This window comes from Zobellia roscoffensis (genome assembly GCF_015330165.1).
Lineage (GTDB): Bacteria > Bacteroidota > Bacteroidia > Flavobacteriales > Flavobacteriaceae > Zobellia > Zobellia roscoffensis.
Genome location: NZ_JADDXT010000002.1, coordinates 3,472,528 through 3,492,813 on the forward strand (window position 1 = coordinate 3,472,528; position 20,286 = coordinate 3,492,813).

19 protein-coding genes are annotated in these 20,286 nt (G+C 37.5%); 6 read left to right on the plus strand and 13 right to left on the minus strand.

What is annotated here, in order from left to right:
- The first annotated feature begins 70 nt into the window (after positions 1 to 70).
- The 4 genes from IWC72_RS14090 (at position 71) to IWC72_RS14105 (ending at position 3,424) form a co-directional block, all read left to right on the plus strand.
- Complete coding sequence (locus IWC72_RS14090) at positions 71 to 1,087, plus strand: DHH family phosphoesterase (protein WP_194530199.1); 1,017 nt, start codon at positions 71 to 73, stop codon at positions 1,085 to 1,087.
- The gene (gene gldI, locus IWC72_RS14095; protein WP_194530200.1) at positions 1,084 to 1,629 is read left to right on the plus strand and encodes a gliding motility-associated peptidyl-prolyl isomerase GldI; all 546 of its coding nucleotides are present in this window, start codon (positions 1,084 to 1,086) and stop codon (positions 1,627 to 1,629) included. Before IWC72_RS14090 ends, gldI begins: the two co-directional genes overlap by 4 nt.
- Before the next feature lie 48 nt (positions 1,630 to 1,677).
- Complete coding sequence (locus IWC72_RS14100) at positions 1,678 to 2,790, plus strand: peptidylprolyl isomerase (protein ID WP_194526799.1); 1,113 nt, start codon at positions 1,678 to 1,680, stop codon at positions 2,788 to 2,790.
- Positions 2,791 to 3,067: 277 nt separating this feature from the next.
- A complete protein-coding gene (locus IWC72_RS14105) occupies positions 3,068 to 3,424 on the plus strand; it encodes a DUF805 domain-containing protein (RefSeq protein WP_194526800.1) in 357 nt (118 codons plus the stop codon).
- A 54-nt stretch (positions 3,425 to 3,478) separates the two neighbouring features.
- Here the strand turns inward: IWC72_RS14105 and IWC72_RS14110 are convergent, their stop codons facing one another.
- On the minus strand, positions 3,479 to 4,939 hold the full coding sequence (locus IWC72_RS14110; protein WP_194526801.1) for an aminoacyl-histidine dipeptidase: 1,461 nt from the start codon (positions 4,937 to 4,939) through the stop codon (positions 3,479 to 3,481).
- Positions 4,940 to 5,073: 134 nt separating this feature from the next.
- Here IWC72_RS14110 and IWC72_RS14115 point away from each other — a divergent pair, with 134 nt between their 5' ends.
- Complete coding sequence (locus IWC72_RS14115) at positions 5,074 to 6,141, plus strand: DUF3810 domain-containing protein (RefSeq protein ID WP_194530201.1); 1,068 nt, start codon at positions 5,074 to 5,076, stop codon at positions 6,139 to 6,141.
- Between the two features lie 31 nt (positions 6,142 to 6,172).
- Here the strand turns inward: IWC72_RS14115 and IWC72_RS14120 are convergent, their stop codons facing one another.
- The 8 genes from IWC72_RS14120 to udk form a co-directional block, all read right to left on the minus strand.
- Positions 6,173 to 7,363, minus strand: coding sequence for a molybdopterin molybdotransferase MoeA (locus IWC72_RS14120; protein WP_194530202.1), 1,191 nt, complete (start codon positions 7,361 to 7,363; stop codon positions 6,173 to 6,175).
- A 41-nt stretch (positions 7,364 to 7,404) separates the two neighbouring features.
- On the minus strand, positions 7,405 to 9,105 hold the full coding sequence (gene lepB, locus IWC72_RS14125) for a signal peptidase I (RefSeq protein WP_194526804.1): 1,701 nt from the start codon (positions 9,103 to 9,105) through the stop codon (positions 7,405 to 7,407).
- Positions 9,106 to 9,211: 106 nt separating this feature from the next.
- Entirely contained in the window at positions 9,212 to 9,913 is a 702-nt protein-coding gene (gene dapB, locus IWC72_RS14130) for a 4-hydroxy-tetrahydrodipicolinate reductase (RefSeq protein WP_194530203.1), read from the minus strand.
- A 56-nt stretch (positions 9,914 to 9,969) separates the two neighbouring features.
- Positions 9,970 to 10,611: a DUF5683 domain-containing protein gene (locus IWC72_RS14135; protein WP_194530204.1), complete on the minus strand. Its 642-nt coding sequence runs from the start codon at positions 10,609 to 10,611 to the stop codon at positions 9,970 to 9,972.
- Positions 10,604 to 11,506: a ParB/RepB/Spo0J family partition protein gene (locus tag IWC72_RS14140; protein WP_194530205.1), complete on the minus strand. Its 903-nt coding sequence runs from the start codon at positions 11,504 to 11,506 to the stop codon at positions 10,604 to 10,606. Before IWC72_RS14140 ends, IWC72_RS14135 begins: the two co-directional genes overlap by 8 nt.
- Positions 11,506 to 12,279, minus strand: a complete 774-nt coding sequence (locus IWC72_RS14145; protein ID WP_194526807.1) for a ParA family protein — start codon at positions 12,277 to 12,279, stop codon at positions 11,506 to 11,508. Before IWC72_RS14145 ends, IWC72_RS14140 begins: the two co-directional genes overlap by 1 nt.
- A gap of 410 nt (positions 12,280 to 12,689) precedes the next feature.
- Positions 12,690 to 13,022, minus strand: coding sequence for an FtsB family cell division protein (locus IWC72_RS14150; protein WP_194526808.1), 333 nt, complete (start codon positions 13,020 to 13,022; stop codon positions 12,690 to 12,692).
- A 4-nt stretch (positions 13,023 to 13,026) separates the two neighbouring features.
- Positions 13,027 to 13,635: a uridine kinase gene (udk, locus tag IWC72_RS14155; protein WP_194530206.1), complete on the minus strand. Its 609-nt coding sequence runs from the start codon at positions 13,633 to 13,635 to the stop codon at positions 13,027 to 13,029.
- A 109-nt stretch (positions 13,636 to 13,744) separates the two neighbouring features.
- Here udk and IWC72_RS14160 point away from each other — a divergent pair, with 109 nt between their 5' ends.
- Positions 13,745 to 14,968, plus strand: coding sequence for a multidrug effflux MFS transporter (locus tag IWC72_RS14160; RefSeq protein ID WP_194526810.1), 1,224 nt, complete (start codon positions 13,745 to 13,747; stop codon positions 14,966 to 14,968).
- 69 nt (positions 14,969 to 15,037) lie between these two features.
- On the opposite strand, the gene acs is transcribed toward IWC72_RS14160, so the two are convergent.
- The 4 genes from acs to IWC72_RS14180 form a co-directional block, all read right to left on the minus strand.
- Entirely contained in the window at positions 15,038 to 16,945 is a 1,908-nt protein-coding gene (acs, locus tag IWC72_RS14165) for an acetate--CoA ligase (RefSeq protein WP_194530207.1), read from the minus strand.
- A gap of 110 nt (positions 16,946 to 17,055) precedes the next feature.
- Positions 17,056 to 18,768 (minus strand): sodium:solute symporter family protein, encoded by a 1,713-nt coding sequence (locus tag IWC72_RS14170; protein ID WP_194530208.1) that lies wholly within the window; start codon positions 18,766 to 18,768, stop codon positions 17,056 to 17,058.
- A gap of 24 nt (positions 18,769 to 18,792) precedes the next feature.
- The gene (locus tag IWC72_RS14175; RefSeq protein ID WP_194530209.1) at positions 18,793 to 19,053 is read right to left on the minus strand and encodes a DUF4212 domain-containing protein; all 261 of its coding nucleotides are present in this window, start codon (positions 19,051 to 19,053) and stop codon (positions 18,793 to 18,795) included.
- 153 nt (positions 19,054 to 19,206) lie between these two features.
- Positions 19,207 to 20,283, minus strand: a complete 1,077-nt coding sequence (locus IWC72_RS14180; protein WP_194530210.1) for an anhydro-N-acetylmuramic acid kinase — start codon at positions 20,281 to 20,283, stop codon at positions 19,207 to 19,209.
- Positions 20,284 to 20,286 lie beyond the last annotated feature (3 nt).

Here is a 20,286-nt window from a genome sequence, read left to right on the forward strand (position 1 = left end):
TTTAAAATCTTACCGCAAAAATAAGACTTTGCCTTAAAACACTACGTTATTAAATTGTATCTTTGCACGCATGAATTTGGAGTCTATAAAAGCGGTTCAGCAACTACTTTCCCAACCGCAAAAAATCGTAATCGTACCGCATAAAAATCCAGATGGTGATGCCATTGGCTCAACATTGGCGCTGTGTCATTATCTTGTTAATAGAGGTCAGGAGGCTGTTGTTGTAGCTCCAAACGATTATCCTAAGTTTTTAAAATGGATACCAGGTAATGAGAATATTCTGAATTTTGAGAAGCATAATAGTCAAGCTAAGGAAAAAATAGCAGAGGCAACGGTGGTTTTTACGTTAGATTTTAATCATTTGGGGAGGATAGGACAGATGCAATCCGTTTTGGAAGACTTAACGGTTCCTTTTGTTATGATAGATCATCATCAGGCCCCGTCTGATTATGCAGAGGTTATGTATTCAGATGTTTCTATGAGTTCTACTTGTGAAATGGTGTATAACTTCATTGAGTTTTTGGGTGATGTGGACAAAATAACAGTGGATATGGCAAATTGCCTATACACTGGGATTATGACAGATACAGGTTCATTTAAATTCAGGTCAACTACAGGTAGAACGCATCGTATTATAGCTGGTCTAATAGATAAGGGAGCGGAGAATACCCAGATACATCACCGTGTTTATGATACGAATACCCCAGGAAGGTTACACCTTTTAGGATGTGCCCTTAAGAATATGGTTATTCATGATATGTATAGAACGGCATATATTACATTAAGTCAAGATGAACTAGATACGTATAAGTATCAAAAAGGAGATACGGAAGGTTTTGTGAATTATGGACTTACTCTTGAAGGTATTATCTTTGCTGTTATTTTTATAGAAAATAAAGAAGAAGGTATTATAAAAATTTCTTTTAGGTCTATAGGGGATTTCAACGTAAACGAATTTGCTAGAACCTATTTTGAGGGAGGTGGACATAATAATGCTGCAGGTGGAAAAAGCGATAGGTCCCTTAATGAAACAGCTGTTTATTTTGAATCACTTTTAGAAAATCATAAAGATCAATTACAGGCATGAGAATCTTAAGTATTATTTTTTTAATTGCACTTGTTGGCTGTGGAGGCCCTGAGGCTAGAAGACCTGTTGAAGTTAAATCTGGCAGTTTCTTTAAGCAATCTGTTAAACGCAGTAAGGAACTTTTAGCCAAAGAAGAAAAGCTAATGCAAGATGTAATGGCTAATGATACTTTGCATGAGTATATCCATTCGGCCAGTGGGTCATGGTTTTATTATGATGTAAAGAATGAAGAGGTAAATTATACGCCTCAACCAGATGATTTAGTGGTGATGACCTACAATATTATCAGCTTAAAGAACGATACTATTTACAGTACGGATGATATAGGTACGCTAACCTATAAAGTGGATAAGCAAGATCTATTCCCGGGTTTAAGAAATAGTGTAAAGATGTTAAAAGAAGGAGAAACAGCTACTTTTCTGTTTCCTTCATCTTTAGGATATGGATATCATGGGGATAATGATAAAATAGGTATTAATGTACCGTTTAAGGTTACATTATCTATTTTTAAAATCGAAAAAGAAAAAGAGTTAATTGAATAGTGCTTACCAGTAAACAATAAAAGTAAAATAAAAACAAAGGATTTAAAGATGAAAAAAATCTATTACTTATTGACCCTAGTGGTTTTGTTGTCTAGTTGTAAAAGTCAATATGCCGAATTGGGTGATGGCGTTTTTGCCGATATCCATACCAGTAAAGGTGATATTATAATCAAATTGGAATATGAGAAGACACCCGTTACGGTAGCTAACTTTGTTTCTCTAGCGGAAGGCGATAACCCATTTGTTACGGATAGCTTAAAAGGAAAGAAGTATTTTGACGGACTTATTTTTCACAGAGTTATTAAAGACTTTATGATTCAGGGAGGGGATCCTACTGGTACAGGACGTGGAAACCCAGGCTACAAGTTTAAAGATGAGTTTAATGATTCTTTGGTGCATGATAAAAAGGGAATTTTGTCTATGGCAAATTCAGGTGCTAAAACCAATGGTAGTCAATTTTTTATTACACATAAAGAGACTCCTTTTTTAAATGGTAGACACACAGTTTTCGGTCATGTAGTTGAAGGTTTGGATGTAGTTGATTCTATAGCCACTACCGAGGTTTCTCAAGACCCGATGACCAAAGATAAACCGGTAGTAGATGTGATTATGAATACCGTAGAGATTGTTCGTAATGGTAAAGCAGCTAAGAAGTTTGATGCTGTACAGGTTATGAGCGATTATTTTGCGGAAGAAGAAGCGAAGATTGCTGCCTTTGAGAAAATGAAAGCCGACTTTAAAGCCGGTCTTGAGACTCAAAAACAAGAGGCAACGGAATTACCAAGCGGATTGAAAATATTAACACTGAAAGAAGGTGAAGGAGCAAAACCTACTGTAGGTAGCCAAGTACTTGTATACTATGCAGGTTTTTTGGAGGACGGAACTTTGTTCGATAGTAACTATGAAGATGTCGCTACAAAATATAACAAATTTGATGCTCGAAGAAAACAAGGTGGAGGCTATGAGCCAATACCAATGGAGTATAGTCCTGATGCTAGTTTGATAGCTGGTTTTAAAGAAGGTCTTTTAAATATGAAAGTTGGAGATAAGGTGAGAATCTTTATTCCTTCGCATTTGGGATATGGACCACAAGGAACAGGTCCAATACCGCCAAGTGCAGATTTAGTATTTGATCTTGAAATTACTGGTGAAGCCGAGTAAACTACCTTGTGGGTAGATCCACGAGGTTTTAAAAGGAATACACTTAGATTTCGAGGCAGGCCTTGGAGTATTTAATCTCTATTATTGAGTAAAAATAGGATTGAAATAAGATTAAAAACCCGCAATTTGCGGGTTTTTTTATGCTCTTAACCAGATTAATTTTAAGCATTTACAGGGTTTTTACTTCATTTTGTGCAGTTCATCTAATAATTCATAATACAACGTAACGATGTCCGTTTATATCATTCATTAATAGTTAACCCCTAAATATTAAACTATGAATTGGTACTTAAAAGTATTGCAAAACTATGCCGGGTTTGAAGGCCGCGCCAGAAGAAAAGAATATTGGATGTTCTTTTTGTTCAACATCTTAATTTCTTATGGTTTACAAATTGTAGCCGTAGTAATAGATGTACCTGCTCTTCTATTTTTATCGCTTATATACTCGTTAGGTGTATTGATACCTGGTATTGCAGTAGGTGTTCGTAGAATGCATGATGTTGGTAAAAGTGGATGGTTCTTACTTGTACCAATTTATAACCTTATTTTAGCTTGTACGGATAGCGAGCAGGGCGATAACCAATATGGTCCAAACCCAAAAAGTGAAGAACAAGCTAGCTTGCAAAAAGTATAGTCTTATATCATATAAAAAAGGGTTTGCCATAATAGCAAACCCTTTTTTTTGTGCTTATTTTTTAGGAATATCCTCTAAGATGTTGAGAAGGAATTTCCAGAATTTCTGTACGGAGGAAATACTCACACGTTCATCTGGCGAGTGTGCTCCCAGAATTGTAGGTCCAAAACTAATCATATCCATCTCAGGGTAATTTTGACCTAAAATACCACATTCCAATCCTGCATGACAAGCGGCTACTTTTGGTTTCTCTCCAAATAGAGCTATGTATTTTTCTTCTGCCACTTTAAGAATTTTAGAATTGGCATTAGGCGTCCAGCCAGGGTATGTACCACTGAATTCAACATCAAAACGGGCCAGTTCAAATGTAGACTTTAAGGCATTGGATAAATCCGTTTTGGCAGAATCTACAGAAGACCTTGTAAGGCATCCAACTTTTGCTTTTCCATTTTTCACTAAAACTCTAGCTACATTATTAGAAGTTTCTACCAAATCCGGTATAGCTGCACTCATTGCATACACTCCATTGTGAGCAGCGTAAATACCTTGTAGTAAACGTTCTTGAGCACCAAGACCCATTACCGCTTTAGGCAATTTTATCGCATCAAGTGTTACTTTTAGGTTAGGCTCAATAACATTCAATTCTTTTTGAATGGTCTGTGTTAGCTCTTTAATGGTATTTTCAAATGCTTCACTTTGAGTTTTAAGAATTACAATCTTACCTATGCTCTCCCTTGGTATGGCATTTCTTAGACTTCCACCATCTATTTCTGAAATACGAAGCATAAATGAGTTAGATACCGTGTATAGAATCCTATTCATTATTTTGTTCGCATTACCAAGACCTTTATGTATCTCAATACCACTGTGGCCTCCTTTCAATCCGTTTACTGTAATTGAGTAGGCTGTAGTTGCACGAGGCACTGTTTTTTCATTGTAACTTCTGGTGGCGGTAACATCTATACCACCGGCACAACCAATATCTAGTTCGTCATCTTCTTCGGTATCCAGATTTAATAGGATATCGCCTTTAAGAACGCCTCCTTCTAGTCCCATAGCACCGGTCATACCTGTTTCTTCATCAATAGTAAAAAGAGCCTCTATAGCCGGATGCGTAATCTCAGAACTTTGTAGCAAGGCCATAATAGCCGCCACTCCCATACCATTATCCGCACCAAGGGTGGTGCCTTTTGCCTTTACCCAATCTTCTTGTATGAACATCTCAATCCCCTGGTTCTCAAAATCAAAAACAGTGTCATTGTTTTTTTGATGTACCATATCTAAATGCGACTGTAAGGTTACGGTAATTCTATCTTCCATACCTTTACTTGCGGGCTTTCTTATGATGACATTGCCCACATGGTCTTTAAAAGTTTCAAGATTGAGTGACTTCCCAAAGTTTAACATGAATTCTATAACACGTTCCTCTTTTTTGGACGGACGTGGTACGGCATTCAAATCTGCAAATTTATTCCAGACCTCCTTGGGTTGTAATTCTCTTATAGCTTCGTTCATGTGATGTTATATTTTTGCAAAAATACGGAGTCAAAAATTGGTATGGACGATATTTGGTTAATTTTGGCTTTATAACCTTATATAATTGAGAAATCATTTAATTGGGTAGGCCTGTTTCAAGTAAAAACTGCGTATTGAAAAACAAATTAAGAAATGGTATTGCATTAAGTTTACTTCCACAAATTCTAATAGTGGCTTGGCTTGGTGGTAACCCGGAAATTGTAGAAACATATTATAGTAATGGTATCTACCCGGTAATCAGTCAGTTTTTTAGAATTCTCTTTGGATGGGTTCCTTTTTCGGTTGGTGAAATTATTTACGTACTACTCATTGTTCTCGGTATTAGGTATGTGTACGTGAACCGATTGAAAATTAAAAAACGACCTCTTCAGTTTTTACGAAATGTAGTGGTTGTCCTTTCCGTATTTTATTTCACCTTCAATCTGGTTTGGGGATTGAATTATTACAGAAAGCCAATTGCCAAAAACTTTGCTATCCGGGATAGTGTTACTACACAAGAGGTGATAGACTTAGCAGAAAAATTGATTATCAAAACGAATAGACTTCAATTTGAATTGACCTCGGATAGTACAAAGAGAGTGCAAATACCCTATACCGGCAGCGAAATTTTTGATAAAACTATGCAAGGGTACCAGCAATTAGAGGGAGAGGTGCCGTTTTTAAAATATGAACATCAAAGTTTAAAAAAATCAATGTTCAGTGCATTATCTAGTTATATGGGTATTGGAGGGTATTTAAATCCGTTTACGAACGAAGCGCAGGTAAATGCGCTAACTCCAGTATTTCGGTTTCCTGTGGTAAGTGGGCACGAAGCCGGGCATCAAGTAGGGTATGCTAAAGAGAATGAAACCAATTTTATTGGGTATTTGGTGACCGTAAAAAATAAGGACCGTTATTTTCAATATTCAGCTTCAGCCTATGCGCTAAGTCATTGTTTAAGTGCTATACGACGTTCGGACAAGACTAAATTTGATGAGTTGTATGCGAAGGTTAATCTTGGAGTGCAGGAGAATTACCGAGAACTTTATGAGCATAATATGGAGTACATAAATCCTTTTGAGCCTATTTTTAAATCTATCTTTAATACCTTTTTAAAAGCAAATCAGCAGAAAGATGGTATTAAAAGTTATAGCAAGATTGTAGAATTAATGGTTGGGTATCACGAAAAATATCCACTTTAAGATATAGATAGGAATAATTTGAAACAAACAATTAAGAGGCTGCAATAAAATCAAAAACCGTATTCTGAGCTATTTCTTCACCTCCTTGAGGAACTCGGATAAATCCATCGGCAAGAGCCAAGCTTACCAAATCTCCCGACCCATTACCTTTGATGGTTTTGGCAATGAGTTTGCCGTCTTTCCATTGCGTGGTAACCTGTACGAAAAGGGTTAAAGAAGGATGAGGTTGTATAGTTTCTTCTAAAATAGCCGATTGTTTTTCCACTTTTAAGCCTAGCGATCTTTTTAACCAGGGTAAAAAGTAAACATGATAATTGGCAAAGGTAGAAACAGGATTTCCAGGAAAAGAGAATACTACTTTCTTCTTTTCCTTCTGAATACCGAACCAGAAAGGTTTACCAGGACGTTGGGCAACACGGTGAAATATCTTTTTTATCTCAAGGTTGGTTAGGGCTCCGGGAATAAAATCAAACTTTCCTTTAGATACGCCGCCGCTTAGCATCATTATGTCGTGTGTTAAAAAAGCTTTTTCAAGCTCTTTTTCTATAGCATTTTTATCATCGGCTATATGTAAGAGTGTAGGTGTTATTTTTACTTTTTCCAGTGCAGCTGCTAATGAAAGAGAATTGGATTTTCTAATCTGATGGGGTAGCGGAGTTTCGTGTATTTCTACAAGTTCGTTTCCGGTAGAGACGACACAGATTTTAGGAAGCTTTTTTACCAGTACCTCTTTTTTTCCGACTGAAGCCAGTACGCCTATAACGGCAGCTGTGATTTCTGTTCCTTTTTTTAAGAGAATCGCGCCTTTTTGCTCGTCAGTACCTTGGCTATGAATATTCTGTCCTTTCTTAGGAATACTTGTAATGGTTGCACAACCGTCTTGAATTTCGGTTTGTTCATACATGATAATGGTATCCGCTTTTTTAGGAAGTACGGCTCCAGTCATGATTTCAAAGCAATTGATATCTGTTGATAGTGATTTTTGAGGCATACCTGCACTAAGGACACCTTCTATTTTAAAACTGGAAATCCCTTTTTCAATAGCAGAAAAAGCTATGACAATCCCGTCTTTGGTAGAACGGTTAAAAGGTGGAAAATCCCGATCTGCTTTGATGTCTTCACTTAGAATTCTTCCGGTACTATTTAAAAGGGTTACCGTTTCATCTCCAAGATCTAGTGTATTTTGCAACACTTGGTCAAAAGCATTTTCAAAGGGTATCATTCTATAATTTTATTTAAGAAAGGGAAATGATAAGCTAACTACTATTTTTTAGCTTTCTTTTTATCCCATAACCAACTTCCCACAAAATAAACAACTAAGGCTATCAAAAAATATTTAAAATAGGAAACCGGCTCTCCTGAGCCATTTACAGTTGTAAAGATACGGTCCCATCTAGGTCTCCAGTTTAGGATACCATCATTAAAATTATCAACACTTAGCCAGATAAATATAGGTGTACCTACAATATGGTTTTCCGGTACGTAGCCCCAAGCTCTGCTATCTTCGGAGTGGTCACGGTTATCTCCCATCATCCAATAGTAATCTTGCTTAAAAGTATATGAATCCGCTACTTCTCCATTCAGTTTTATTTGGTTACCAGATACGCTGATAGTGTTGCCTTCGTATTCTCTTATAATTTTTTTATAGAGTGGTAAAACTTTTAAATTTAAAGGCACTGTAGCGCCTTTTTGTGGAATATAAATGGTGCCCATTTGGTCATAATTCCAAGGGTAGTCAGGGCTTTGAGGGAATATATTTCCGCCTGGCACTCCTTTTTTCTCTACTATTCGTACAATAGAATCTAATGAAGTTTCCTTTTTAAGTTCCGCTACCATTTCATCCGTTAACGGAGCAATACGCTCAAGGCCTGTTTCTTCTGCTAAAGAAATTGAATTCTTTCTGGCTACTGAAATAGGGATACCGCCTTCATTGGTGTAAACTTCTAATTTACCATCATTACGTTGTCTGTAGCCTTTTACGTATTTCTGAATGCTGTTTAGTTGTTGTTGGTTCAAGGAGTTAATGATGTACTTCCGGTTCCAGCCTGTAGCGTCTACTTTCTCTAATATAGTAGAAGATACTCCTTTGTTAGAATACAATGCATAATCATATTGAGGTTTAGCTCTATCGGACAGTTGTAATTGCTTTCCGTTGATGTATACGTAACCATCAATAACAGCTAATGAATCGCCTGGAATACCCACACAACGTTTTACGTAATTAGATTTCTTGTCAATTGGTTTTATAACGCCTTTTTCTTTTTTAAAAAACTGGCGAACCGTATCTGCAGGCCAACTAAAAACAACAATATCATTCCGGTCTACTTTGGTAAAACCTGGAAGCCTGAAATATGGAAGCTGAGGTTTTGTTAAATATGATTTTGTGTGAACAAGAGGTAAAGTATCGTGAACCATTGGAGCTGCAACGGTAGTCATTGGTGTTCTTGCCCCATAATGAAATTTACTAACAAACAACAAATCCCCAACGCGGAGGGTACGTTCTAACGATGGGGTAGGTATTACATATGGTTGAATAAAATACGTGTGCACCAGCGTTGCTGCAATAACTGCAAAAGCAATGGAGCTTACCCATTCACCAGTAGCGGTTTGGGGCTGAAGACTTCGGTCTTCAATGTATTTGACATCCAAAGCGTAGTTTACGTAGTAGATATAAAAACCTAATGTAAGTATCACCAACCAAGTGTCAGCCGTGCTATTGCGTCCAAAACTACGAATGGTCTCAATCCAAATAATAGGAAACATCAATAGATTGATGATCGGAATGAATAAAAGTACCGTCCACCATTTTGGGCGATTGATAATTTGCATTAAAACAATTGCATTGTATACAGGAATAGCTGCTTCCCAAGCTTTTCTACCTGCTTTTACGTAAAGTTTCCAGGTTCCTGCAAAATGGATTATCTGAATAATCAGAATAAAAAGTAACCACTGTGTTGCGTCCATTTGTGTATTTTATATTGTAAAAATGCTCTTGTTTGAATTCTTAAAGCATTGAAATCTAATGACTCTATTGCAAATAAGCCTAATTCTTGTTCAATTATTATATCTGTTAACCAAGGTTTAACACATCTTTCATGGTGAAAATTCCGGTTTTACCTACAATCCATTCGGCTGCTATAACGGCGCCAAGAGCAAAACCTTCCCTGTTATGGGCGGTATGCTTAATTTCTATGGAATCTACCTCGCTACTGTAATCTATGCTATGCGTGCCCGGTGTTGTACCAATTCTTTTTGATACGATCGGAATTTCCCCCGCAGGCGCATTTTCAAGTTTCCAAGCTTTATAATCCGTGTTTTTGATTATGCCTTCCGCTAAAGTAATAGCCGTACCGCTGGGTTCGTCTAACTTCTGGGTGTGATGAATTTCTTCCATAGACACCTTATATTGGTCTAAATTCTTCATCATCTTGGCTAAATATTCATTAAGCTCAAAAAATACATTTACGCCTAAGCTAAAATTAGAGGCGTAGATAAAAGCACCTTTGTTTTCCTTACATAGGGCAGAGGCTTCATCGTACTTATCTAACCAGCCGGTAGTTCCTGAGATGACGGGTACGCCATTTTCAAAACATTTGGTAAGATTACCAAAAGCGGCACTTGGCATACTGAAATCAATAGCGACATCCATTTCTGAGAAATCAATATCAACCGTATCAACATCAATTTTTGCTACAATAGTGTGATTTCTACTTAGGGCAATTTTCTCAATCATTTTACCCATTTTACCGTATCCGAATAGTGCTATTTTCAATGTATGTAATTATTTTGATAACTGATTTTAATCCACTTAAAAACAGTTGTTTGTATTTAGAATTTTATAATCACGGCCATGCCGTAACTAGGGTTGTTGGTTATGGGGTCCAAATCTAGAAATGGCTCCATATCAAAACTTAGATCGTCATCAATATTGAACTGTTTTAAATGCGCATCTACATTGGCATCTACAATATTCAATGCGTATAATGCAATGGATACAAGTAACAATAAATCTCGATCATTTTGAAAGCGTTCTTGTTGACTCTGTAAATCGTCTAAACCTAACAGAGGAACGTTGCTTGGATTGGTTGGATTTGCATAAAATTCATCATCAGTAAACCCAGCCCTTCTTCTTTTAAAGGCTGTACGTACACGTTGATAATTATTATTGTTCCAAGTATACCCATAAACTGCAGCTCCTATGGCTCCATAAACAATTGGTACTTTCCAATACCGTTTATTGTAAATCTGACCTAAACCAGGAAAAACAGCAGAATAAAAAGCTGCTTTGCTAGGGGCAAGCGGGTTGATCCTAACCTTTTTCTTTTTGAGTGTATCCACTACAACAATTCCCTCCTCGGCCAAACTGGTCTGAAGAGAATCTACCTCTTTGTCTTTAGTCACTTCTTCTTGAGCAGTGATGGTTAACGTAAATAAGGCAATAAAAATAAGGGTTAGGAGTGACTTACTCACCTAGAATTAATTTTTTGATTCGTTTAAACTCTTCCTGAGAATGAAACGGAATAGTTATTTTTCCATTCCCTTTTTCTGTAGCTGAAATATCTACTTTTACCGAAAGATGGTCAGTAAAGGGTTTAATATTTCCCTTTGCAAATTCAGGAGTTTTTGGAGCCTTTTTTGCAGGTTTTTCAGGAGAACTACCTTCATGATAGGCTTTTACGGCACGTTCCGTGTCGCGTACAGAAAGATTCTGACCTATAATTTTCTCGTAAAGATCAATCTGGTCACTCTTCTTTTCAATATTAACCAGTGCGCGACCGTGCCCCATACTCAAAAAGCCATCTCTAATACCTGTTTGGATAATTGGGTCAAGGCGTAAAAGACGTAAGTAATTAGTAATGGTAGAGCGTTTTTTGCCTACACGATCACTTAATTTTTCTTGGGTAAGTTGAATTTCATCAAGTAACCTTTGGTAAGAAAGTGCTATTTCGATTGGATCTAAATCCTGGCGTTGAATATTTTCAACCAAGGCCATTTCCAATGATTCTTGATCATCGGCAATACGTATATATGCTGGTATAGTGGTAAGTCCTGCCAGTTTTGAAGCACGGCATCTTCGTTCACCAGAAACCAGTTGATATTTGTTAAAATCTAATTTGCGGACCGTAATGGGTTGTATTACACCTAACTGGCTAATTGAAGTAGCCAATTCCTTAAGCGCTTCATCATTGAAATTTGAACGTGGCTGAAAAGGGTTCATTTCAATAGACTCAATATCCAGCTCTACAATATTACCCACCACTTTGTCTGCATTCTTATCTGCAGCAGATTGAATATCGTTTTCAGGGTCTTTTAATAGAGCGGAGAGTCCGCGGCCTAGTGCTTGTTTTTTTGTTGCTTTCGCCATTAAGCTATCTCTTTGTTTTTCTTGACGACTTCATGGGCCAGGTTCAAGTAATTGGAAGCGCCTTTGCTGCTTGCGTCATATTTTATAATACTTTCCCCGTAACTAGGAGCTTCGCTTAACCTTACGTTACGCTGAATTATAGTATCAAAAACCATATCTGCAAAATGCTTACGTACTTCTTCTACTACTTGGTTAGAAAGTCTTAAACGAGAATCGTACATAGTCAATAACATGCCTTCAATATCTAGATTGGCATTGTGTATTTTTTGTACACTTTTAATTGTATTCAACAATTTTCCAAGGCCTTCCAAAGCAAAATATTCACATTGAATAGGAATAATTACAGAGTCTGCGGCCGTAAGGGCGTTTAAAGTAAGTAGCCCCAAAGAAGGAGCACAATCAATTAAAATATAATCATAGGTGTCCCTAAGGTCAGATATTGCTTTCTTCATCATATATTCCCGTTGGTCTTTGTCCACCAATTCAATTTCAATGGCGACCAGGTCAATATGTGCAGGAATTAGATCTAAGTTAGGAGAGTCCGTACTTATGATAGCTTCTTTGGCACTTTTAGTATGCTCAAGAAGTTGATATGTGCCATATTCAACACTTTCTACATCAATGCCCAAACCCGATGTGGCATTAGCCTGTGGGTCTGCATCTATTAGCAATACCTTCTTTTCTAGAACACCTAGAGAAGCTGCCAAATTAACTGTTGTAGTGGTTTTACCCACTCCTCCCTTTTGATTCGCAATAGCAATAATCTTGCCCATTATCAGTCTGAGTTAGGGGGTAAAAATACGATTATTTACAATGCTATTGAAACCATTTTGTTAACACAAAGTGAATAAGTGTGGCCTTTTGCGTTAAAGTTCGTTAACTGAGCGTTACTTTTTATTGAATATAAAGTTTTAAAGACCAGAGTTGCTATTGGAAATAGTATGTTAATACTAATTTCAGCTTTGAAAATCAAATGGATTTTCATGTGGATTTTTAATGGAATTTATTTCATAAATAAATGAAAAACAGCTGTTTAAACATTATAATGTAAACTTTCTGTTTGCTCCGTAAAAAGTGAGCGGTTTTAACAATTAAAAAGAAGGGATATGTGGAATGATGTTTGTTTGAAGATTATTCTTTTATTAACAATCTAATTATAGGTTGTGTGAAACCACATCTCGTTTCACTTTTTTTCTTTGATTTTCAAGCTATCCTCATACTCGATTAGGTAAATTTCTTCATCCTTTTTTTTGAGGAAATACTGTTCTCTGGCAAACTTTTCTAACTCTTCAGGGTCTGATAGTTTCTTTAGAATCTTTTTGTCGTTAGCAATTTCATCCTTTAGGAACTCTTGTTGTTTCTCTAGTTTTTGGATTTCTTTTTTGAGTTCTAAATGAATCAATAGGGAATTGGTGTCAAAAAATAACATCCATATTACAAATACAGTCAGCACCAATACGTACATATTGGTAAGTATGCTAAACCATTTTTTCTTTTTTAAATCTTTGAATCCCATTTTACTATACAAGTTTCTCGTTGATGATTGTTCTTACAATATCAACTGCAACCGTATTGTATTTATTGTTAGGAATGATAATATCTGCATATTCTTTAGTGGGTTCTATGAACTGAAGATGCATAGGTTTAATATTAGATTGGTATTTGTCTAGGGTTTCATCTAGATTCCAGCCTCTTTCGTTTACGTCTCTCTTTAACCTTCTAATCAATCTTTCATCAGAATCCGCATGAACAAATATTTTAATGTCCATCATTTTTCGAAGCAAGGAATTGGTCAGAATAAGAATACCTTCTACAATAAGTACTTTAGTTGGGTGTACGGGAACGGTTTTGTCCGTACGGTTGCATTCTAAAAAAGAATAGACCGGTTGTTTAATAGAATGCCCAGCTTTTAATAACTTCAAATGTTCTTCAAGCAAATCAAAATCAATGGATTTTGGGTGGTCAAAATTAGTTTTTCTTCTTTCCTCCAAAGGCATTTCGGAGAGGTCATTGTAATACGAGTCTTGTGAAATAACTCCAACTTCACCTTCTGGTAGCGAGTCTATAATTTGGTTTACAACTGTTGTTTTGCCACAACCTGTGCCTCCCGCTATTCCAATTATCAGCATGCTATTTAATTTTTTGTCAAAAATACATATTTGTAAAGCATTATTAGACGTATACCTAAAAGGAACTTTTAACAATGCCTTTTCTTATGTGAATATGTACTTTTGCACCATGCAAAATGACAATGTAAAACCCAATTTTGAATTCATAGCCTTAATGGCTTCTCTTATGTCTATTGTGGCCTTGGCTATAGATGCGTTATTGCCTGCTCTGTCACATATTGGGATAACTATAAACAGTTTAGACCCTATAAAAAATCAGCTGTTAATAACCATGATTTTTTTAGGCCTAGGTGTTGGACAGTTGTTTTTTGGGCCGCTATCAGATAGTTATGGCAGGAAGCCCGTGGTGTATATTGGTTTCGCTCTTTTTGCTGTGGCAAGTGTAATTTGTGTATTGGCACCTACTTTAGAAATAATGATTGTAGGCCGTATTTTGCAAGGTATTGGTCTTTCAGCACCGCGTACCATTGCTATTTCCATCATTAGGGATACCTATAAAGGCGATTATATGGCGAAAATTATGTCGTTCGTTACAGCCTTCTTTATTTTGGTTCCTGTGGTGGCTCCAGCTATTGGCAAATGGATTATGGATGCTTTTGGATGGGAATATATATTTTACATCCAATTGTTTTTTGGATTTATAGTGAGTATTTGGTTTTGGAAGCGGCAACCGGAAACTTTAAAACCTCAATTTAAAATACCATTTTCAATGTCCGTCTTTGTAAGTGGTTCTAAGGAATTTTTTAGATATCGTGAAACGGTTGCCTTTACATTTGCATCTGGCTTTGTAACGGGTGCTTTTTTGGTGTACTTAAGTTCGTCTCAGCATGTGTTTGAGGACCAGTATGGTATGGTAGAAAATTTCCCGTATATATTTGCTGGATTAGCCTGTTCTGTTGGGCTTTCTACTTTTTTAAATGGCACTTTGGTACTTCGTTTTGGTATGCGACGTTTGGCTCTTACTGCTATGAGTGCATTTTGTGTTATAGCCTTATCCTATGTGGTGTGGTTCTGGGGAAAACCAAACCCAAGTGTACCTGTTTTAGTTGCGTTTTTGTTCGTGCAATTTTTATGTTTGGGCTTTTTATGGGGAAATTTCAGGTCTATTGCTATGGAACCTATTGGTCATATTGCAGGAATTGGAGCTGCTATAAATGGTTTTATCTCAACCCTTCTTTCTGTGCCTATTGCAAATTATATAGGTGGATACGTACAAGACACGGTTTGGCCCATGTTTGCGGGTTTAACTGTTTGTGGGTTACTTTCTTTAATTGCAATACTAATGGGAACCAAAGGAAAGGTGCTTGCTACTGCTGAGCACAGTAGACTTTAAAAATAGAAGAGTACAATAGAACGGGCAAAAGGAAGTAATCACGATTTCCTTTTGCCCTTTTTTATCAATTTAAAGTGCATTTTCAATGATTTCCTCAACTACTTCTGGATTCAATAGTGTACTTGTATCTCCTAGGTTAGAAGTGTCATTGGATGCTATTTTTCTAAGAATACGCCGCATAATCTTTCCGCTACGGGTTTTTGGTAAACCTGATACGAACTGAATTTTATCCAACTTGGCAATTGGCCCAATATGTTCTGTAATTTGCTGATTAATTTCTCTACGCACATTATCACGATCTCTTGTTTCTCCAAATTCTTTCAGAATAACATAACCGTATAATGCATTACCTTTTACATCATGAGGGAAGCCAACAATAGCACTTTCCGCTACCGCTGGATGTTCATTAATTGCATCTTCAATTGGTGCAGTTCCTAGGTTGTGTCCCGAAACAATAATAACATCGTCAACTCGCCCTGTGATTCTGTAGTAGCCAACAGCGTCGCGTAACGCACCATCTCCTGTAAAATACATGTCTTTATAGGCGGAAAAATAAGTGTCTCTGTACCTGTCATGATTTCCCCAAATAGTTCTCGCGATAGAAGGCCATGGGAATTTAATACATAACCTTCCGGATACCTGATTGCCTTTTATTTCTTTCCCTTCTTCATCCATTAATGCGGGCTGTATACCAATAAACGGTAAAGTGGCATAGGTTGGCGTAGTGGGTGTAACATAAGGAATAGGGGTGATCATAATACCGCCTGTCTCGGTTTGCCACCAAGTATCTACAATTGGGCTATTGGTTTTTCCAACGTTGTTGTTGTACCAGTGCCATGCCTCTTCGTTGATAGGTTCACCTACGGAGCCTAATACCTTTAATGAGGAAAGATCATGTTTGTCTATAAATTCAAGGTTTTCTTTGGCTAACGCTCTAATGGCGGTCGGAGCCGTGTAAAATTGGTTCACCTTGTGTTTTTCTACAACTTCCCAAAAACGTCCGTAATCAGGGTAGGAGGGAACACCTTCAAACATAACGGTAGTAGCACCATTAGCTAACGGACCATATACAATATACGAGTGTCCTGTTATCCATCCAATATCCGCGGTACACCAATACACATCTTCTTCTCTGTATTGAAATACATTTTTAAAGGTATATGCAGAATAGACCATGTAACCAGCTGTAGTGTGCACCATTCCTTTTGGTTTACCTGTAGACCCAGAGGTGTATAGAATGAATAAGGGGTCTTCCGCATTCATAATTTCAGCAACACAATCGGCATAGGCTTCGTCAAGAAGGGGTTGAAGCCATTTATCACGTCCTTCTTCCATGTGTATGTCGCTATTAATGCGTTTAGCTACTAATACATCTTTAACTCCAGGGCAATCTTCTAAAGCTTTGTCTACAATGCTTTTAAGGTCAATTGTTTTTGAACCACGATATGAACCGTCTGATGTCAGTACTATTTTACAATCGGAGTCGTTGATTCGCGTGGAAAGTGCATTGGATGAAAACCCTGCAAAAACAACGGAATGAATGGCTCCAATTCTTGCACAGGCCAAAAGGGAAACAGCAAGTTCGGGAATCATGGGTAAGTAAATACAAACTCGGTCTCCTTTCTGAACACCATGGTCTTTTAATACGTTTGCCATGCGACAAACTCTCTCATGTAAGTCTCTGTACGTAATATGTTGCGCTTCCTCATTAGGGTCGTTCGGTTCAAAAAGCAAGGCTGTCTTTTCTCCTCGTGTGGGCAAATGTCTATCAATGCAATTCTCGGTAATATTGAGTTGTGCTCCTTCAAACCATTTAATTTCAGGCTTAGTAAAATCCCAACTTAAAACACTGTCCCATTTTTTACGCCAAACAAAATGTTCTTCCGCAATCTCTTCCCAAAAGGCCTCTGGATTTCTAACGGATTTTCTATATACTTGGTAGTATTCTTCTAGATGTTTAATGTGGTAATTACTCATTTTGCCTTAATTGTTTTAATTGATATTGAATTAGATACAGAAACCCTTAAGTATGGCTGTTCTTAATTAATGGGTAAAAAATGTATCGGGATTTTAAAATTACATAAAATTTAGTGGTTTGTAGCTTCTCCTGCACCACTGGGGATGCGTATATTTTCAACAATCTCTTGAACCTCATTTGGAGGTTCTGGGGTGAATTTCATAATGACTATGGAGACAATAAAATTCACGAACATAGCTACGCTCCCAAAGCCTTCTGGCGATATGCCAAACCACCAATCTTTTTCTAAACCGACTACGGCCTCTTTTCCACCATCAAAAATTCCAAATTTGAACTTCAGCATATAGAATAACATAAGCGATATACCAATGACCATACCTGCAATTGCTCCTTCTTTGTTCATTTTTTTATAGAAAATACCCAGTATAATAGCAGGGAAGAAAGAAGCGGCAGCAAGACCAAAAGCAAGGGCAACCACTGCTGCTACAAACCCAGGAGGGTTGATACCAAAATATCCAGCAATAATTACAGCCACAGTAGCGGCTCCTCTTGCAGCCCAAAGTTCACCTTTTTCAGAAATATTTGGCACGAATATTTTTTTGATTAAATCATGAGATACGGAAGCCGAAATAACTAAAAGTAGTCCGGCTGCAGTAGAAAGTGCAGCTGCCAAACCACCAGCAGCTACAAGGGCTATAACCCAGGCAGGAAGGTCTGCAATCTCTGGATTGGCTAAAACCATGATGTCTGGGTCAACAATAAGTTCATTTTTAGTCTGATCGGCTACATATTGAATTTTACCGTCTCCATTCTTATCGTTAAAATTTAAAAGCCCCGTGATCTCCCAATTTTTAAACCATTCGGGCATTTTTATATATTCTTGATTGCTAACCGTGTTAATCATATTGGTACGCGCAAATACGGCAACGGCAGGTGCTGCGGTATAAAGAATAGCAATTAGTAAAAGAGCAAGTCCGGCAGATTTTCGAGCATCTTTAACACGTTTTACGGTAAAAAAACGAACAATTACATGTGGCAATCCTGCTGTGCCTACCATAAGTGCCAACGTGATCATGAAAATATCTATGGTAGACTTTTTACCTTCGGTGTAAGCAGCAAAACCTAGTTCGGTGGAAAGACCATTTAGTTTGTCTAATAAAAACATACCAGAGCCGTCATTCAATTTAGAGCCCATGCCCAATTGAGGAATAGGGTTTCCGGTCATTTGAATGGATATAAAAATAGCCGGAACCATAAAGGCGAAAATCAAAACACAAAATTGAGCTACCTGAGTATAGGTAATACCTTTCATTCCTCCCAAAACAGCATAAAACAGTACAATGACCATTCCTATAATCACTCCTGTGTTTATGTCTACTTCAAGAAACCTAGAAAATACAACTCCAACACCACGCATTTGTCCGGCTACGTAGGTAAACGAAACAATCAAGGCACAGATAACCGCAACGATTCTTGCAGTTTTTGAATAATAGCGGTCACCAATAAAATCGGGTACGGTAAATTTCCCAAATTTTCTAAGATAAGGCGCTAGGAGTAGGGCGAGCAGTACATAACCACCGGTCCACCCCATTAAATATACGGACCCATCATAACCCGCAAAGGAAATAATGCCGGCCATAGAGATAAATGACGCGGCGGACATCCAATCTGCTGCTGTAGCCATTCCATTGGCTAGAGGGGATACACCACCACCTGCAACGTAAAAATCTTTTGTTGATCCGGCGCGAGACCAAATGGCAATGCCTATATATAAGGTGAATGTGATTCCTACTAAAAGATACGTCCAGGTTTGAACTGTCATAATTGGGTTGGTTTTGGGTGCTATTTATTCGTTGAAGCCATATTTTTTATCCAATTTGTTCATGAGCCGTACATAGACAAAAATGAGGATGACAAAAACATAGATAGAACCTTGTTGAGCAAACCAGAATCCTAGTTCAAATCCGCCAATTTTTATTTCATTTAAAGATTCTTTGAACAAGATGCCCGCACCGTAAGAAACCGCAAACCAAATGGCTAGTAAAATAAATAGATACTTTATATTTTCTTTCCAGTAGGCAGATGCGTGTTCTTGTTTTTCAGACATTTTTAGGAATTTAGATTGTGATGTTGAAAATAATGATTTTTACTCGATAATAGAGATTAAATTCTCCGAGGCTTGCCTCGAATTCAAAGTGTATTCCTTTTAATGCCTCATAGTCTCGCCATGAGATAGTTTACTCAAATAAAGCGAGGGTTTTTAGCTAGGTAAAAAGAGAACACCACTGGAAGAGTCCCTTTTTGCTCCGGTAACAGAACATAAAACGTTAGTCTTTTTCTCTATTCTTAGAACGCCCATCAAAGCAAAAACTAAGGCTTCTTTGAACTCGATCAACTGTTTTGAGGGGACGACCACTTTTGCCGAATCACCTAATTTTTGCTGAAGTGTTTCTATAAGAAAGTCATTTAATGCACCTCCGCCGGTAACGAACAGTGTACTTCCGGCTTTTTTCTTATTTGCTTTTATTTGAATGGCCACTTGCTCACAGATGTGATGTACTCCCGTACACAATAGGTTTTCCATGCTGTCTTCTGTACTTTCAACTATGGGAACAACCTCTTCTATAAACCATTCATATCCTATGGATTTTGGAAAAGGAAGCTTATAAAACTCAAGTGCATTTAGCTTTTGGAGCATTACGGTGTTTATTTTGCCGTTTTTTGCTAGATTTCCGCCCGCATCATAATCCAAGTCGTTTTTGCGGGTAATGTAATTTAAAATCATGTTGGCGAGACCAATGTCATACGCAACCCGACTCCCGTTATGCTCAAAGGAGATATTACTTATGCCTCCTAAATTTAAACAGAAATCATATTTGCTGAAAAACAGTCGGTCTCCAATGGGGACAAGAGGTGCTCCTTGACCACCCAGGGCAACATCATTCGTACGAAAATCAGATACTACTTTTTGCTTGCTGGCATTGGCTAAATGTTGCCCACTACCAATCTGATAGGTAAGTCCGTTTTTTGGCTGGTGGTGCGTTGTATGACCGTGACTAGCTATGTAGTCTACCTCTAGCCCATTATCTTCAATAAATAAGTTACATTGCTCACCTAGCCAGGTGCCGTATGTATTATTTAGTTTTAATAGTGAGTCTGCGGGCAAAAGAATGGCGTCTTTTAATTGGCTTTGCATTTCAGCGGAGTATGAAACACTTTTGGTTTTTTTAATACCAAATTGCCAGGTATGCCCTTCCTGCCAAATAGTGCAATAGGCCAGGTCCAACCCATCTAACGAGGTGCCGGACATAAGCCCTAAAATTTTATATGTTGTCATAGT